15 protein-coding genes and 1 riboswitch are annotated in these 15,858 nt (G+C 73.4%); of the genes, 10 read left to right on the forward strand and 5 right to left on the reverse strand.

What is annotated here, in order from left to right; translation table 11 throughout:
* From VGD85_RS04600 to VGD85_RS04610, 3 genes are all read right to left on the reverse strand, one after another.
* Nucleotides 1–858: hypothetical protein (locus VGD85_RS04600; RefSeq protein WP_331062264.1), on the reverse strand; the 858-nt coding region annotated here is incomplete at its 3' end.
* Nucleotides 851–1,363 (reverse strand): RNA polymerase sigma factor, encoded by a 513-nt coding sequence (locus tag VGD85_RS04605; RefSeq protein ID WP_331062265.1) that lies wholly within the window; start codon nucleotides 1,361–1,363, stop codon nucleotides 851–853. The genes VGD85_RS04605 and VGD85_RS04600, both read right to left, overlap by 8 nt.
* A 105-nt stretch (nucleotides 1,364–1,468) precedes the next feature.
* Nucleotides 1,469–3,310, reverse strand: coding sequence for a sigma factor-like helix-turn-helix DNA-binding protein (locus VGD85_RS04610; RefSeq protein ID WP_331062266.1), 1,842 nt, complete (start codon nucleotides 3,308–3,310; stop codon nucleotides 1,469–1,471).
* 124 nt (nucleotides 3,311–3,434) lie between these two features.
* Here VGD85_RS04610 and VGD85_RS04615 point away from each other — a divergent pair, with 124 nt between their 5' ends.
* The 6 genes from VGD85_RS04615 to VGD85_RS04640 all read left to right on the forward strand — a co-directional run bounded on the left by VGD85_RS04615 (nucleotide 3,435) and on the right by VGD85_RS04640 (nucleotide 9,430).
* On the forward strand, nucleotides 3,435–4,727 hold the full coding sequence (locus VGD85_RS04615) for a DUF6350 family protein (RefSeq protein WP_331062267.1): 1,293 nt from the start codon (nucleotides 3,435–3,437) through the stop codon (nucleotides 4,725–4,727).
* Nucleotides 4,724–5,350 (forward strand): phosphoribosylglycinamide formyltransferase, encoded by a 627-nt coding sequence (gene purN / locus VGD85_RS04620; RefSeq protein WP_331062268.1) that lies wholly within the window; start codon nucleotides 4,724–4,726, stop codon nucleotides 5,348–5,350. Before VGD85_RS04615 ends, purN begins: the two co-directional genes overlap by 4 nt.
* Before the next feature lie 11 nt (nucleotides 5,351–5,361).
* Nucleotides 5,362–5,439, forward strand: a riboswitch (ZMP/ZTP riboswitch).
* 22 nt (nucleotides 5,440–5,461) lie between these two features.
* Entirely contained in the window at nucleotides 5,462–7,015 is a 1,554-nt protein-coding gene (purH, locus tag VGD85_RS04625; protein ID WP_331062269.1) for a bifunctional phosphoribosylaminoimidazolecarboxamide formyltransferase/IMP cyclohydrolase, read from the forward strand.
* 171 nt (nucleotides 7,016–7,186) lie between these two features.
* Nucleotides 7,187–8,038, forward strand: coding sequence for a bifunctional methylenetetrahydrofolate dehydrogenase/methenyltetrahydrofolate cyclohydrolase (locus VGD85_RS04630; RefSeq protein ID WP_331062270.1), 852 nt, complete (start codon nucleotides 7,187–7,189; stop codon nucleotides 8,036–8,038).
* Entirely contained in the window at nucleotides 8,035–8,367 is a 333-nt protein-coding gene (locus VGD85_RS04635; protein WP_331062271.1) for a DUF3017 domain-containing protein, read from the forward strand. The genes VGD85_RS04630 and VGD85_RS04635 overlap by 4 nt, the downstream gene beginning before the upstream one ends.
* 31 nt (nucleotides 8,368–8,398) lie before the next feature.
* Entirely contained in the window at nucleotides 8,399–9,430 is a 1,032-nt protein-coding gene (locus VGD85_RS04640; protein ID WP_331062272.1) for a hypothetical protein, read from the forward strand.
* 33 nt (nucleotides 9,431–9,463) lie between these two features.
* Here the strand turns inward: VGD85_RS04640 and VGD85_RS04645 are convergent, their stop codons facing one another.
* Nucleotides 9,464–10,450, reverse strand: coding sequence for a malate dehydrogenase (locus VGD85_RS04645; protein ID WP_331062273.1), 987 nt, complete (start codon nucleotides 10,448–10,450; stop codon nucleotides 9,464–9,466).
* Between the two features lie 71 nt (nucleotides 10,451–10,521).
* Between VGD85_RS04645 and VGD85_RS04650 the strand changes: the two genes are divergently transcribed.
* Nucleotides 10,522–11,205, forward strand: a complete 684-nt coding sequence (locus VGD85_RS04650; RefSeq protein ID WP_331062274.1) for a hypothetical protein — start codon at nucleotides 10,522–10,524, stop codon at nucleotides 11,203–11,205.
* Here VGD85_RS04650 and VGD85_RS04655 read toward each other — a convergent pair.
* On the reverse strand, nucleotides 11,186–12,310 hold the full coding sequence (locus VGD85_RS04655) for an MIP family channel protein (RefSeq protein ID WP_331062275.1): 1,125 nt from the start codon (nucleotides 12,308–12,310) through the stop codon (nucleotides 11,186–11,188). The two genes, VGD85_RS04650 and VGD85_RS04655, sit on opposite strands and share 20 nt — an antisense overlap.
* A 174-nt stretch (nucleotides 12,311–12,484) precedes the next feature.
* On the opposite strand from VGD85_RS04655, the gene VGD85_RS04660 reads away from it, so the two are divergent.
* From VGD85_RS04660 to VGD85_RS04670, 3 genes are all read left to right on the forward strand, one after another.
* Nucleotides 12,485–14,677, forward strand: a complete 2,193-nt coding sequence (locus VGD85_RS04660; protein WP_331062276.1) for an NADP-dependent isocitrate dehydrogenase — start codon at nucleotides 12,485–12,487, stop codon at nucleotides 14,675–14,677.
* Nucleotides 14,670–15,212 (forward strand): hypothetical protein, encoded by a 543-nt coding sequence (locus VGD85_RS04665; protein ID WP_331062277.1) that lies wholly within the window; start codon nucleotides 14,670–14,672, stop codon nucleotides 15,210–15,212. The genes VGD85_RS04660 and VGD85_RS04665 overlap by 8 nt, the downstream gene beginning before the upstream one ends.
* Nucleotides 15,213–15,364: 152 nt before the next feature.
* A complete protein-coding gene (locus VGD85_RS04670) occupies nucleotides 15,365–15,844 on the forward strand; it encodes a rhodanese-like domain-containing protein (protein WP_331062278.1) in 480 nt (159 codons plus the stop codon).
* Nucleotides 15,845–15,858: the final 14 nt, after the last annotated feature.

Here is a 15,858-nt window from a genome sequence, read left to right on the forward strand (position 1 = left end):
GCGGTCGAGCTCGAGGTCGGGCGGGATCGCGCTGACCGCGCCCTCCCCGACGCTCGGGGACGGCGACTCCGACTCGATCCCCGGCGTCGCGCACGGCTCGGCGGAGAACACGCACAGCTGCGCGCGGACCACCTCCGAGCGATGCGACATGTTCGAGAGCGCGGTCGCCACCGCCTGGTCGCCGCCGGCGGCGCCGTAGGACGTGTCCAGGTAGAGCGCGTTGCCCGAGCGGACCACACCCCACAGGGTCAGCTGGGACACGAGGTCGGGCTCCTCGACCTGCTCGATGAACGAGAGCGCCCCCTCGCCCAGCCCCCCGTCGATCTCCTGGTGCACCAGCGCCGAACCGCCGCCGATCTCGTCGCGCGGGCAGTCCGCGACGCCGGACCGGAGCGCCGACATCGCCTGCTCGGCGGCCGCGTCGTCGGCGTACAGCGCCAACGTGCGGCCCTGGTACGCCTCGTTCTCCTCGAACCGTGCCCCGGCGAGGTCGACGGTCGCCACCGGGTCGTCGGACGACCAGACCGTGGTGCCGCAGAGCACGATGTCCTCGACGCCGGAAGCGGCGCGGACCGGCGGCTCACCGAACATCCCGTGGTTCAGCGGGAAGTCCTCGGGCACCGTCTGCACCCAGTCGGTCTGCGGAGCCGGCTGGATGGACCGGCTGTCGTCATGGTCGGCGAGCACGGCGATCGGCGTGACGATCGCGGCGACCACCGCGACCGCGGCGGCGCCGGCGAGCACGTTGTTGCGCCGGCGGATCCGGTCGCCGCGGCGGCGCACCTCGGACGCGGGGAGGGGAGTCATGGGGGCTCCTGGGACGCTGAAGTTCTCGAGCTCCTCGATCGGGTCACGCATGGCTCGCCCCTTCCTGGAGATCGCCGGGTCTGTCGTCGGCGAGCAGCACGGCCAGCGCCGCGCGGCCGCGGCTGAGCCGGGCCTTGATCGTGCCTTCGGGGACGCCGACCTCGCGGGCGACGTCGTGGACGGGGAGGTCGGCGATGTGGTGCAGGACCAGCGCCTGCCGCTGCGCCTCCGGCAGCTGCTTGAGCGCCGCCACCAGCGCGACGTGCGCCTCGCTCGGCGCCGCCGCCTCGGTGGGTGCCCCGACCGCGCGGTCGGCCGGCCTGCGGCCTCGCGTCGTACGCCGCCAGCGGCTCACCGCGAGGCGGTACGCCGTGGTCCGCACCCAGGCCTCCGGGTGCTCGGCGCGGTCGAGCTTGCGGCGGTGCGCCCACGCCCGCGCGAACGCCTCCTGGACGCACTCCTGCGCCTCGTCCCGGTTGCCGATCATCGCGTAGACCTGGCCGGTGACCCGCTGGAACGACGCGCTGTAGAACTCGTCGAACGTGGCCTCGTCCATCGCCCCTGTGTCCCGTCTGTGTGCGGCTCGGCTCGGTGCCGAGTCGAGAGGGATACGCCTCGGCGGGCACCACGGTTGCACGCCCGGGGCGGATTTCTCCCGAGGTCAGCCCGCGGCCGGCGCGGGCATCGCCCCGAGCCGGGCCAGGGCGCGCTCCACGAGCGCCTCGAACGCGGCGGCGGACATGCCGGCGGCGGGGTCGGGGACGAACCCGATCTGCGCGAGCGCCGTCCCGTCCCGGACGATGCCCATCAAGAAGCTCACCGACCGGTTGTCGCTGACCTCGGTCGTCACCCGCCAGATCGTGAGGTCGCGGTGCTTGCCCGCGTCCTGGCGGATCCGGTCGACCGTGGTCCCGATGCGCTTGTCCGAGCAGCGTCGCAGCCGGTCGCGGACGGCGTCGACGAACCCGGCCGCCTTGCGCTCGGGCAGCGTGCCGACGGTCTCGGTGAGCCCGAACTCCGCTCGCAGCTTGGCGCCGGGGATCAGGAACGTGCGGGTGGCGCTGTTGCTGACCGGCGCCTTGAAGTCGGTCTGGTCGCAGCTGGTGGCGGCGGCGTTGGTGCGCGCCTGGCGCGGCTCGGTCCCCACCCAGGGGCGGCGTACGTCGCCGACCGGTGCCAGGTCGACCTCGGCGAGCATGCCGGGGACCACGGCCACCGGCACCGGCGGCATCCGCCGGAGCCGGGGCACGGTCGTGCACGCGCCCGCGCCGGTGCGCCCGCAGAGGCCGTCGACCGCGTTCTCGAGCAGCTGCGCGGACCGGGTCAGCTCGGGCGCGCGACCGACGGGGGAGCGGGTCAGGACGGTCGTGGTCAACAGGCCCGTGCGGGCGACCCCCGCGACCAGCGTCGAGCGCGGCTTGTCCCAGGTGCGCAGCACCAGCAGCGTCGCCTCGTCGCCCACCCCGCGGACCTCGCGGGTCTCGAGCAGCTGGGCGCGCTCGTCGGCGCAGCCGGCGAACCAGCCCACGGCGGTGCGGTAGCCGCGCCCCGCGGCCTTCGGGGTGGCCGAGGCCTGGGTGGCCTGCACCGCCTCGGTCGCCTTGCCTGCGGACGAGGTGAACGTCCGGACCATCGCGTCGGTGCTGCGGGGGTCGGCGTACCGGCTGGTCTGGCAGGGCATCACCAGGCCGTCGCCCTCGGTGTTCTCGTCGGTGCGCGCGATGGCCCACCCCGTGCCCGGGACCCGTGCGCCGATCTGCTCCGCGCTCAGCAGGCTGCTCTCGGGGACCTCGACCGGATCGGGGGTGGGCGAGCTCGACGGCTGTGGCTTGTGGCTCGGCCGCGGCTCCACGCGCTCCCCGGCGAGCGTCGGCCTGACCCCGTCGGCGTCGGTGACGAGCGTCCCGGTGACCACGAGCGCGGCGACGGTGGTGGCGATGCCGATCACGGTGTGGGTACGCCGGCGTGCCGACCCGGCGCGACGGATGATCGGGGCCCGTGGCCAGCGGCTGGCCTCGACGTGCGCGCGGATCGGGTCGAAGAGCGTGCGGATGCTCGTGGTCGGCACCTCGCGGAGCACCGAGAGCTGGGCGGTCGCGCTCTGGAGCTCGCGCTCGGCGTCGGTGCGGGGCAGCCCGACCTCCCGGGCGATCTCGGCGAGCGACGCGGTGGTCAGCTCGGTGAGCAGCAGCACCTTGCGCTGCGCCGGCGGCAGCTTGCCCAGGGCGTCCAGCGTCGCCTTCACCTCGGGGTCGAGGCCCTTCTCGCGGTGCCACAGCTTGGCGGTGTGGCGCCGCTGGGCATGCGCGCAGGCGCGCACCCTGACCGACGCCTCCGGGTCCTCCAGGCGGCGCACCTTGCGCCAGTGGTGCGCGGTCACGACGAAGGCGTCGCGGACCGCGGCGCGGGAGGCGGAGAGGTCGCCGGTCAGGCAGTACGTCAGCAGCAACAGGCGGTTGCGGACGTCCTTGTAGAACTCGTCGAACTGGTCGGGGTCCCTCATGGCGTCGTCCACCGTAGCCCGCCCGGCCGATCGCGGCGAACCCTCGAGTAACCCGCGCCGAACCCCGGGGAACCGGCGTGGGAGCCCCGATCCGGGCGGTTCCGAGGGTGATGATGGCCGGGCCATGACATCGCTGCCGCCCGGTCCGAACCCCACCGCCGCGGCCCGACGCGGGGCCCTCGGCGCTGGTGCCCTCGATGCTGGGGACGCGCGGCACCGCCGGCCGTTGGTGCTCGTCGCGACCCTCGGCGGAGCGAGCGCGGCCCTCGGCACGCTCCTGGTCTGCCTGGCGGTCGGGGTCGTGGGCTGGTTCCTCGCCGACGCCGGCGCACACGGAACCCCACGCGACGGGTTGCGCGTGGGGGCGCTCGGCTGGCTGCTGGCCCACGGCTCGGGACTCCGGGTCGACGGGGTCGCGGTGAGCGTCATCCCCCTCGGCCTGACGTCGCTGGCCGCCTGGGCCGTGTGGCGGCTCGGCCACCGCGTGGGCGACTCGGTCTCGGGCCACGGGCCCGACGCCGACCGGATCGCCGACGGCGAGCGCGACTGGACGGTCGCGACCGCGACCGCCGCGTTCGCCGCGGGCTACCTCGTCGTGGCGTCCGTCACCTTCCGGCTGGCGGCCACCGCCGAGACCGCCCCGTCCCTGGTGCGCGTGGTCGGCTGGTCGCTGCTGCTCTGCGCGACCTTCGGCCTGGCGGCCATCTCGGTGGGGTCGGGCCGGGCGGCGATCTGGGCCGCGTTCGTGCCCGCCTCCGTGCGCGCCGCGGTCTCCGCGTGCCTGCGGGTGCTCGGCGGCTACCTGCTGGTCTCGACCGTGGTGTTCGCGATCGCGCTGGCCGTCGACTTCGGTACGGCGGTCAACGTGATGTCCCGCCTGCACCTCGGCGCCGGTGATGGCACGGTCTACACCGCGCTCACCGCGACGCTCGTGCCCAACGCCGCGGTGTTCACCGGCTCCTACCTGCTGGGGCCCGGCTTCGCCGTCGGCGTCCACACGGTCGTCTCGCCCACGGCGGTCGCGCTCGGGCCGCTGCCGATGTTCCCGCTGCTCGCGGCGCTGCCGGCCAACGGCCCGACGCCCGCGTGGACGGCGTACCTCCTCGTGCTGCCCCCGCTGACCGCGGCGGTGGCCGTGGCCCGGTCGCAGCGGCGGTTCCCGACGCTGCGGTGGGACCACGGGGCGCTGCGCGGCTGCGTCGGCGGCGCGCTCGCCGGGCTGCTGCTGGGACTGCTCGCCGCGGTCTCAGGCGGGGCGGTCGGCCCGGGCCGGATGCGCGAGGTCGGGCCGCCCTCGTTCGACGTGCTCGTGCACGCGATCACGGCGTTCGGCCTCGGCGGACTCGCCGGCGGCGTGCTCATGACCTGGTGGCAGCGCCGGGCCCGGAGTCAGGCGTCTCTAGACTCCACCGCGTGACCCCCCACCCCTCCGGTCCCGCCCGTCTCGTGGTGCTCGTCTCGGGGGCCGGCACCAACCTCCAGGCCCTGCTCGACGCCTGCGCGGACCCCGAGTACGGCGCCTCGGTGGTCGCCGTCGGCGCGGACCGCGAGGACATCGAGGGGCTGGCGCGCGCGGAGCGGGCCGGCGTGCCGACGTTCGTACGCCGGGTCGGCCAGTTCCCCAGCCGCGAGGACTGGGACCACGCGCTCGCCGAGGTCGTCGCCGGCTTCGAGCCGGACCTGGTCGTGCTCGCCGGGTTCATGAAGCTGGTGGGTGCGGAGTTCCTCGAGCGCTTCGCGGGCCGGGTCGTCAACACCCACCCCGCTCTGTCCCCGTCCTTCCCCGGCATGCACGGCCCGGCGGACGCGTTGGCGTACGGGGTGAAGGTCACAGGCGCCACGCTGTTCGTCGTCGACGCGGGCGTCGACACGGGCCCGATCGTGGCGCAGACCGTCGTGCCCGTCGAGGACGGGGACGACGTCGAGGCGCTGCACGAGCGGATCAAGGTCGCCGAGCGGCGGATGCTGGTCGACTCCGTCGGCCGGATGGCCCGCGAGGGCGTCACCATCGAGGGTCGGCGGGTGCGCTTCGGCGGTTGACCCCCCGTATGCTGGCCGCACACGACTGGCGCAGGTGGGTGGACCACCGGGGAGTGACATCGGGAGCATCGACCGCCTGGGTGCTCCTTCCACGCGAGCAGGAGTGACCCCATGTCAGAGCACCGCATCCCGATCCGTCGCGCCCTGGTGTCGGTCTACGACAAGACCGGCCTGGAGGATCTCGTCCGTGGCCTGCACGACGCCGGTGTCGAGCTGGTCTCGACCGGCGGCTCGGCCAAGCTGATCGAGGGCCTCGGCCTGCCGGTCACCAAGGTCGAGGAGCTGACCGGGTTCCCCGAGTGCCTCGACGGGCGGGTCAAGACGCTGCACCCGCGGGTGCACGCCGGCATCCTCGCCGACCGGCGCCTGGACAGCCACGTCCAGCAGCTCGCCGACCTCGGCGTGGAGCCGTTCGACCTGGTCGTGTCGAACCTCTACCCGTTCCGCGAGACCGTCGCGTCGGGGGCGAGCCCCGACGAATGCGTGGAGCAGATCGACATCGGCGGGCCCTCGATGGTGCGCGCGGCCGCCAAGAACCACCCCTCGGTCGCGATCGTCACCTCGCCGGACCGCTACGCCGACGTGCTCGCCGCCGTCTCCGCCGGCGGCTTCACCCTCGAGCAGCGCAAGGGACTGGCCGCCGAGGCGTTCCGGCACACGGCCGCCTACGACGTCGCGGTCGCCGACTGGTTCGCCTCGACCTACGTCCCGGCCGAGGACGGCTGGCCGGAGTTCGCCGGGGAGACCTGGGCCAAGGCCGCCGTGCTGCGGTACGGCGAGAACCCGCACCAGGGCGCGGCCCTCTACACCGATGGCACGGGTGGCCTGGCCGGCGCCGAGCAGCTGCACGGCAAGGAGATGTCCTACAACAACTACGTGGACACCGACGCGGCGCGGCGAGCGGCGTACGACTTCGACGAGCCGGCGGTCGCGATCATCAAGCACGCCAACCCCTGCGGCATCGCGGTCGGCGCCGACGTCGCCGAGGCGCACCGCCGCGCCCACGAGTGCGACCCGGTGAGCGCGTTCGGCGGCGTGATCGCGGTCAACCGACCGGTGTCGGTCGAGATGGCGCGCCAGGTCGCCGAGGTGTTCACCGAGGTGATCGTGGCGCCGGCGTACGACGAGGGCGCCGTCGAGATCCTCCAGGGCAAGAAGAACATCCGCATCCTGCGCTGCGCCGACCCGGCCGGCGGCCGGGGCACCGAGCTGCGGCAGATCAGCGGCGGCGTGCTGGTGCAGGAGCGCGACCGCGTCGACGCCTCCGGCGACGACCCGGCGACGTGGACGCTCGCGGCCGGTGAGCCCGCCTCCGCGGAGGTGCTCGCCGACCTCGCGTTCGCGTGGACGGCCTGCCGGGCGGCGAAGTCCAACGCGATCCTGCTGGCCAAGGACGGCGCCTCGGTCGGCATCGGCATGGGGCAGGTCAACCGAGTCGACTCGTGCCGGCTCGCGGTCTCGCGGGCGGGGGAGCGGGCCGCCGGCTCGGTGGCCGCGTCCGACGCGTTCTTCCCGTTCGAGGACGGCCCGCAGATCCTCATCGACGCCGGCGTCACAGCGATCGTCCAGCCGGGCGGCTCGGTGCGCGACGAGCTCACGATCGAGGCCGCGAAGGCCGCCGGGGTCACGATGTACTTCACCGGCACCCGGCACTTTTACCACTGAGCCACGGCGAAGCCGGGGCGTCCAGTGGGAAGGTCGAGTAGCGCCCGCGACCGAGCCTGCGAGGTCGCGACGGCGCGTATCGAGACCCAGCCCCTCTGAGGTCTCGATACGCCGCCTCGATCCTCGGCGGCTGCTCGACCACCGAGGAAAGCGCAGTGAAAGGATGAGCACGTGACCGCACAGAAGCTGGACGGGACCGCCACCGCGGCGGCCATCAAGGGCGAGCTGGCGACCCGGGTCGCGGCCCTGCACGAGCGCGGAATCCGCCCCGGGCTCGGCACGATCCTGGTCGGCGACGACCCCGGGTCGCGGTGGTACGTCAACGGCAAGCACAAGGACTGCGCCGAGGTCGGCATCGAGTCGATCCGGATCGACCTCCCCGCGACCGCCTCCCAGGAGGAGATCGAGGACGCGGTGCGGGTGCTCAACGACGACCCGGCCTGCACCGGCTACATCGTCCAGCTGCCGCTGCCGAAGGGCCGCGACGAGAACCGCGTGCTCGGCATGGTCGACCCGGCCAAGGACGCCGACGGCCTGCACCCGACCAACCTCGGCTGGCTGGTGCTCGGCAAGGCCGCGCCGCTGCCATGCACGCCCAACGGCATCGTCGAGCTGCTGCGCCGCCACGGCGTCGAGATCGCGGGCGCCGAGGTGACCGTGGTCGGCCGCGGCGTGACCGTCGGCCGGCCGCTCGGCCTGCTGCTGACCCGTCGCAGCGAGAACGCGACGGTGACGCTGTGCCACACCGGCACCCGCGACCTGGCCGCCCACGTGCGCAACGCCGACATCGTGGTCGCCGCCGCCGGGGTCCCGGGCATCGTCACCGCCGAGATGGTCAAGCCGGGCGCCGCCGTGCTCGACGTGGGGGTGTCCCGCGTCGACGGCAAGCTCGCCGGCGACGTGGCGCCCGAGGTGTGGGACGTGGCGGGCTGGGTGTCGCCCAACCCCGGCGGTGTGGGCCCGATGACCCGGGCGATGCTGCTGTCGAACATCGTCGCGATGGCCGAGCAGCGGCTGGCGTGAGCGACCTCGAGCCCCCCGAGGACCTGGCGCCCGTCTCCGCGGAGGACGGGGGGCGGCGCTACCCCTCGACGATCGGCGGCGCGTTCTACCTGGTGGTCCTCGCGATCACCGCGATCGGGTTCGGGATCGTCGCGACCGGGTCGTGGCGCCAGGGGATCCGCTGGATCGCCGGCGGGCTGCTGTTCGCCGCCGTGGTCCGGGCGGTGCTGCCGGCGCGCGACGCCGGCATGCTCGCCGTACGCAAGCGTTGGTGGGACTGCTTCCTGCTCGCCGGCGTCGGCATCGCGCTGATCCTGCTGGCCGGCTCGATCCCCGACCAGCCCCTGTAGTCCGCACCGACCGCTCGCGTACGGTCGGTGCGTGACCGCCGATCCCTCCCGCGCCGAGTCGCTGGCCGAGCGGCTCCTCGACGCCCAGGTGGCCTACCACCTGGCGCAGCTGAGCGGAGACGCCCTGCCCGAGACCGTCGCCGGGCTGGTCGAGGACCTGCTCGCGGCCTACGCGGACCAGCCGATCGAGGACCTCGTGGACCGCGACGCCGTCGTGGGCGTCGTGACCCGGCTGCTGGAGACGGTCCCGGGAAGTGCCGCTCTCGGCGCCGTCGTCGAGGTGCTCACCGAGGTCGCCTACGACGGGCCGTCCGGCGAGCACCTGATCGGCGACCTGGTCGACCGGGAACAGGTCGAGGCGCTGCTGGACCGCCTCATCGCGCTCGCCCCCGTGCTCGACGCCGGTCTCGACCGGCTCACCGCCAGCCCGCTGGTCGGGACCGTCGCGTCGCGGTTCATGGGCCGCATCGTCGGTGAGGTGCTGCAGGCCAACAAGGCGGTCGCCGGACGGGTGCCCGGCCTCGGCTCGTTGATGTCGTTCGGCACCAACGCCGCCTCGAAGGTCATGGGCGCCGCCGACAAGCAGTTCGAGGGCCTGATCGGCGACACGGTCGGCCGCGGCGGCGCGTACGCCGTCGGCCGGCTGAACCGGATCCTCGTCGAGACCGTGCGGGACCCCACGACCCGCGAGGCGGCGCTGCAGGTCTGGGACCTGGCCGCCGACGAGCCGGTCTCGGGACTGAGTCGCGCGGTGACGCGCGAGCAGCTCGCCGGGGTCGTCGACGCCCTGCACGACCTGGTCGTCACCGCGGCCGCGAGCGAGCCGGTCGCCGGGCTGGTCGAGGCCGCCGTCGACGCCCTGCTGGAGCGGCTGGGCGGCTACACCCCGGCCGAGCTGCTCGACGAGCTCGGTGTGGAGCGGGCCGACCTCGTGGCGGACGTCGCCCGGGCCGCGCCGTACGCCGTCGACGCGCTGCGCGAGTCCGGCGACCTGGAGCGGATGATCCGCGCCCGCCTCGCCCAGTTCTACGACTCGGCCGAGGTCAGGTCCCTGCTGGGCTGACCTCGGCCGTGTGCGCTGAACGGACAGGGTGCCTCAGATGAGCCCCAGCTCCTTCACGGCCTCGCGCTCGTCGGCGAGCTCGGCGGTGGAGGCGTCGATCTTGCCGCGCGAGAAGTCGTCGATCTCCAGGCCCTGGACGATCTCCCAGTCGCCGTCCTTGGTGGTGACGGGGAAGGAGGAGATCAGGCCCTCGGGGACGCCGTAGGAGCCGTCGGAGACGACCGCCATCGACACCCAGTCGCCCTCGGCGCTGCCGAAGAGCCAGTCGCGGGCGGCGTCGATGGTCGCCGAGGCCGCCGACGCGGCCGACGACGAGCCCCGGGCGTCGATGATCGCGGCACCGCGCTTGGCGACGGTCGGGATGAACGTGTCGGCGATCCAGTCCTGGTCACCGACGACCTCGGCGGCGTTGCGCCCGCCGATCTCGGCGTGGAAGACGTCGGGGTACTGCGTGGCGGAGTGGTTGCCCCAGATCGTCATCTTCTTGATGTCGGTGACGGCGGCGCCGGTCTTGGCGGCCAGCTGGGAGATCGCCCGGTTGTGGTCGAGGCGGGTCAGCGCGGAGAACCGGGCCTGCGGGATGTCGGGCGCGTTGGTCATCGCGATCAGCGCGTTGGTGTTGGCCGGGTTGCCGGTGACGCCGATGCGCACGTCGTCGGCGGCCACCTTGTTGAGCGCCTTGCCCTGGGCGGTGAAGATCGCGCCGTTGGCCGACAACAGGTCGCCGCGCTCCATGCCCGGGCCGCGGGGACGCGCGCCGACGAGGAGGGCGAGGTTGACGCCGTCGAAGATCTTCTCGGCGTCGTCGCCGATCTCGACGCCGGCGAGGTTGGGGAACGCGCAGTCGTCGAGCTCCATCACGACACCCTCGAGCGCCTTGAGCGCGGGCGTGATCTCCAGCAACCGCAGCTCGATCGGGCGGTCGCCGAGCAGCGACCCGCTCGCGAGGCGGAACAGCAGGCTGTAGCCGATCTGACCGGCGGCGCCGGTGACGGCGACCTTCAACGGGGTAGAGCTCACGACGACTCCTTCACGCGATGGGTTCGGTCCCGACGCTAGCAGCGCGGCCGTTGCCTGCGATGCTGGGGTCCATGACGGTGCGAGCGCTCCTCCTCGCGGGCGCGCTGGCCGTCCTCACCGGCTGCGGCACCGCCTCGTCCCCGAGCCCGCCCGCAGGCGTCGACGAGCTCACGATCCCGACGTCGTCGCCCACGGCGGCCGACTTCGTCCCCGAGATCGACAACCCGTGGTTCCCGCTGGCGGAGGGTACGACGTGGGTCTACGCCGTCACCGACGCCGAGGGTGTCCATCGGCTGCGCGTGAGGGTCGAGCCGGGTCCGGTGGTCGACGGGGTGGCCACCACTGCGCGGGTGGGCACCGAGCCGTCCGGCGAGGTGACGGACTGGTTCGCCCAGGACGAGGCCGGCAACGTCTGGTGGTTCGGCCGCGCCGGGGTCTGGCGGGCGGGGGAGGACGGCGCCGAGGCCGGCGTCGCGATGCTCGCCCGGCCGCGGATCGGCGACGGGTACCGGACGGGCTACGAGCCCGGTGTGGTCGAGGACGTGGCCCGCGTGGTGGCCCTCGACGAGACCGCCGAGGTGGCCGCAGGCTCCTTCGCGGACCTGCTGCTCGTCGAGCAGCACAGCGCGCTCGAGCCGGGCGCCACCAGCGAGCTGTCCTACGCGCGCGGCATCGGACTGGTCGAGGCGCGGTTGGTGTCGGGGAGCTACCGCACGCTGCGCCTGGTAGACGGGCCTACTGCGCCGGCGGCCTGATCTGGGTGCCGCCGTCGCCCTGCTCGCTCTCGGGCCAGTTGCCCTCGGGCCACGGCTGCTGCGTGGGCACCGCCTCGGTCGCCGGATGCTCGGCGGCCCGGGCGCGGGCCGCCTCCTCCTCGGCCGCCTGCTGGGCGCGCCACTGCTCGGGCGTCTGGCCGACGGGGTGCCACTGCTGGCCGATCGGGTCCCACTGCCAGCCGTCCTGGACGATCGGCGCGGCGTACCCGGCCTGCACCTCCTGGTTCCACTGCTGCTGGTACTGGTCCGGGGCGGCGTAGCCGGGCACCTGCGCCGCGGTGCGCGGCCGGCTGAACCGCACCCCCGAGCCGGGCACCGGGTCGCTGGCCCGCCCGAAGAGCAGCGGGTAGCCCGCGCCCGCGATCGCGGCGCCGACGACGGGCGCCAGGATGAACAGCCACAGCTGGATGATCGCGTCTGGGCCGGCGAACAGGGCCGGGCCGATCGAGCGGGCGGGGTTGACCGAGGTGCCGGTGGCGGGGATCGCCACGAAGTGGATCGCCGCCAGCGTCATGCCGATGACGAGCGGGGCCATCCCGGGGTGCTCGTTGCGCTCGTCGGTGACGGCGAGGATCACGGTCACGAACACCGCGGTCAGCAGCAGCTCGAGCACGAACGCCGCCCACCAGGCGTAGTCGTTGCCGCCCTGGTCGCCGAAGAAGTTCTGGCCCATGTTGCGCTCGGCCTCGAAGCCGTCGAACCCGTGCAGCAGCAAGAAGAGCATCAGCGCGGCGAGCACCGCGGCGACCACCTGGGCCAGCGCGTACCACGCGGCCTGGACCCAGGAGATGCGACCGCCCACCGCGGCGCCGAGTGACACCGCCGGGTTGAAGTGGCCGCCGCTGACCCGGCCGAACGCGTAGACCATGACCATGACGGCGATGCCGAAGGCCAGGCCGACGGCCGCGATCGTCGTCGGCAGGTCGCCCTCGTTGGCGTAGACCAGGGATCCGCAGCCGAAGAACACCAGCACGAACGTGCCGATCACCTCCGCGGCGAGCCGCTGCCGCAGCGTCGGCTGCTGGTCGGCCGGGGCGGCGACCCCGGCTCCGTGGACGTCGAGTTGCTCGGTGGAGTCGGCCACGATGTTGCTCCTCGCTCGCGCTCGCTCGCGCGTCCCCCGCGGACGCTGCGTCAGCACTCTACCCACGCGGGACCCCGCCTGGACCTGGCTTCTGCACCGGTGCGAAGGTGGGTGGGTCGGACCCGTCAGGTATCTTGACGTCAAGCAATTTCCGAGCCTCAGGAGTCGTCGCGCATGGCCACGATCATCTACACCCACACCGACGAGGCGCCGCTGCTCGCGACGTACTCGTTCCTGCCGATCATCCAGGCGTACGCCGCCAAGGCCGGTGTGGAGGTCGAGACCCGCGACATCTCGCTGGCGGGCCGGATCCTCGCGCAGTTCGGCCTGGCCGACGACGCGCTCGGCGAGCTGGGTCAGCTGGCGAAGCGGCCCGAGGCCAACATCATCAAGCTGCCGAACGTCTCGGCGTCGGTGCCGCAGCTGAAGGCCGCGGTCAAGGAGCTGCAGGACCAGGGCTTCGACGTCCCCGACTACCCCGAGAGCCCCGCCACCGCGGAGGAGCAGGAGATCCGGGCCAAGTACGACAAGGTCAAGGGCTCGGCGGTCAACCCCGTGCTCCGTGAGGGCAACTCCGACCGCCGCGCGCCCGCGTCGGTCAAGAGCTACGCCAAGGCCCACCCGCACCGCATGGGCGCGTGGACCCCGGAGTCGAAGACCAACGTCGCGACGATGGGCCACGACGACTTCTTCTCCAACGAGCAGTCGGTGGTGCTCGAGAACGACGACACGCTGCGCATCGAGCACGTCGCCGCGGACGGCACGGTGACCGTGCTCAAGGAGAGCCTCCCCGTGCTCGCCGGCGAGGTCGTCGACGGCACGTTCATGAACGTCGCGGCGCTGCGCCGCTTCCTGACCGAGCAGATCGCCCGCGCCAAGGCCGAGGACGTGCTGTTCTCCGTGCACCTCAAGGCCACGATGATGAAGGTGTCCGACCCGATCATCTTCGGCCACGTCGTGCAGGCGTTCTTCCCCACGCTGTTCGAGCAGTACGGCGAGCAGCTGGCCGCCGCGGGCATCTCGCCGAACGACGGCCTCGGTGCCCTGCTGAACGCGGTCGCCGCGCTGCCCGAGGGCGACGCGATCAAGGCCGCGGTCGAGGCCGGGCTCGCCGAGGGCCCGGCGATGGCGATGGTCGACTCCGACCGCGGCATCACCAACCTGCACGTGCCCTCGGACGTCATCGTCGACGCCTCGATGCCGGCGATGATCCGGACCTCGGGCCACATGTGGGGCCCCGACGGCGAGGAGCACGACACGCTCGCGGTGATCCCGGACTCCTCCTACGCCGGCGTCTACCAGACCGTGATCGACGACTGCCGCGCTCACGGGGCCTTCGACCCGGCGACGATGGGCTCGGTGCCGAACGTCGGGCTGATGGCCCAGGCGGCCGAGGAGTACGGCTCCCACGACAAGACCTTCGAGATCCCCGCGGCCGGTCAGGTGTGCGTCGTCGACAGCGCCGGCAAGACCCTGATGCAGCACGACGTGCAGCCGGGCGACATCTGGCGGGCCTGCCAGACCAAGGACGCCCCGATCCGCGACTGGGTCAAGCTCGCGGTCACCCGCGCCCGGGCCACCGGCGCCCCGGCGATCTTCTGGCTGGACGAGAAGCGAGCCCACGACGCCAACCTGATCGCCAAGGTCAAGGCGTACCTCCCCGAGCACGACACCAGCGGGCTGACCATCGAGATCATGGCGCCGGCCGCCGCCTGCGCGTACTCGCTGGAGCGGATCCGCCGCGGCGAGGACACGATCTCGGTGACCGGCAACGTGCTGCGCGACTACAACACCGACCTGTTCCCGATCCTCGAGCTCGGCACCTCGGCCAAGATGCTCTCGGTCGTGCCGCTGATGAACGGCGGCGGCCTGTTCGAGACCGGCGCCGGCGGCTCGGCGCCCAAGCACGTGCAGCAGCTGGTCAAGGAGAACTACCTGCGCTGGGACAGCCTGGGCGAGTTCTTCGCGCTCGCGGCGTCCTTCGAGCACCTGGCCGGGTACGCCGGCAACGCCGGCGCGCAGGTCCTGGCCGACACCCTCGACCGGGCCACGGGCACGTTCCTGGAGCAGGACAAGTCCCCGACCCGGCGCCTGGGCGGGATCGACAACCGCGGCTCGCACTTCTACCTGGCGCTCTACTGGGCCCAGGAGCTGGCGAACCAGTCCGAGAACGCCGACCTGGCCGCCACGTTCAAGCCGCTCGCCGAGACGCTCGCGGCCAAGGGGCAGCAGATCGTCGACGAGCTGCTCGCCGTGCAGGGCTCCCCGGCCGACATCGGCGGCTACTACCGCCCCGATGACGCGAAGGCGTCCGCGGTGATGCGGCCCTCGGCCACGCTCAACGAGGCGCTGTCGTCCCTTGGCTGACCCGACCGAGCCCACCGAGCCGACCGCGGTGGAGGACGAGGACCAGCCCTACGACCGCTGGTCCCGCCGCCAGGCGCTGAGCAACCGCGGCTACCTCGTGATGGCGGCGATCCCGTTCGTGATCGCCGCCCTCGGGTTCGGTGTCGTCGCGCTGGTCTCGTCGGGCGACGAGGCCGGCAGCGGCGTCACGGTGCGGCTGCCGGTCTCGGGCTGGACCGAGGGCTCGGGCGGTGACGACGCGCTGATCCAGGGCGTGCTCAAGCTCGACAGTGACCACTGCGTCTACCTCGAGTCCGGCCAGGACGGCACGCAGCCGGGGAAGGTCTGGCCGGTGTGGCCCGCGGGCTACAAGGCCACCCGGGAGGGCGACCGGCTCACGCTGCTCGACGCCGACGGCACGGTCGTCGCCCACGACGGCGACCGGCTCTCGATGAGCGGCGGGTTCGGCTCGGTGGGCTCGTACACCGGCGAGCCGTGCCTCCCCGACACCGGTGAGGTCGCAATCGTGCAGTCCCAGGTGTCGGTCGCGCAGTAGTTGCTCCTTCGCCGCCCCGGGCGGGGTCGACGCACCCGACGTATCTGTCGTGTCCGGGCCGCTTCTCGAACGCGTACGTCAGGTGCGTCGCCGTGCGCGGAAGCGGGGCCCCGGGCGACGGGCTCGGGTGGCCGCGCGCTAGCGTCGACACCATGCGAGGCACGAGACCGAGCCGCCAGCCTGTCGGCGTCCGCGAACAGACCCGCAAGGCGTCCTGGCGCGGGCTGGCAGCGGCCCTCGTCCTCGTCGTGCTCGCCGGGGCCGGCTGCGCTGGTTCCGACTCGTCCGGCGAGGCTCCGCAGTCGCAGGACGCGGGCGTGGCGGTGACCGCGATCGCCGAACCGTCGAGAGTGCAGGAGGCCGTCGCCGGAGGCGCCGAGCTCATCGACGTACGCACTCCGGAGGAGTTCGCCGCCGGCCACCTGCGCGGCGCGGTCAACATCGACCTGTCGGCCCCGGACTTCGACGAGCGCATCGGCGCCCTCGACAAGACGGGCAGCTACGTCGTCTACTGCGCCTCCGGCAACCGTGCCGGCACCGCCATCGACATGATGAGCCGTCAGGGGTTCGACGACCTCGTCAACGGCGGCGGCTTCGAGGACCTCGCCGCGTCGGGCCTGCCCGCAGAGTGAGCCTCCGGTCGGTC

Origin of the sequence: Nocardioides sp., from assembly GCF_036401255.1 — a bacterium.
In the GTDB taxonomy this organism is placed as follows: Bacteria; Actinomycetota; Actinomycetes; order Propionibacteriales; family Nocardioidaceae; genus Nocardioides.

Coding starts and splice junctions, on each gene's coding strand:
- purH (WP_331062269.1), top strand. CDS start 5,462: ATGTCAGAGCACCGCATCCCGATCCGTCGCGCCCTGGTGTCGGTCTAC.
- VGD85_RS04670 (WP_331062278.1), top strand. CDS start 15,365: ATGCGAGGCACGAGACCGAGCCGCCAGCCTGTCGGCGTCCGCGAACAG.
- VGD85_RS04610 (WP_331062266.1), bottom strand. CDS start 3,310: ATGAGGGACCCCGACCAGTTCGACGAGTTCTACAAGGACGTCCGCAAC.
- VGD85_RS04660 (WP_331062276.1), top strand. CDS start 12,485: ATGGCCACGATCATCTACACCCACACCGACGAGGCGCCGCTGCTCGCG.
- VGD85_RS04605 (WP_331062265.1), bottom strand. CDS start 1,363: ATGGACGAGGCCACGTTCGACGAGTTCTACAGCGCGTCGTTCCAGCGG.
- VGD85_RS04650 (WP_331062274.1), top strand. CDS start 10,522: ATGACGGTGCGAGCGCTCCTCCTCGCGGGCGCGCTGGCCGTCCTCACC.
- VGD85_RS04615 (WP_331062267.1), top strand. CDS start 3,435: ATGACATCGCTGCCGCCCGGTCCGAACCCCACCGCCGCGGCCCGACGC.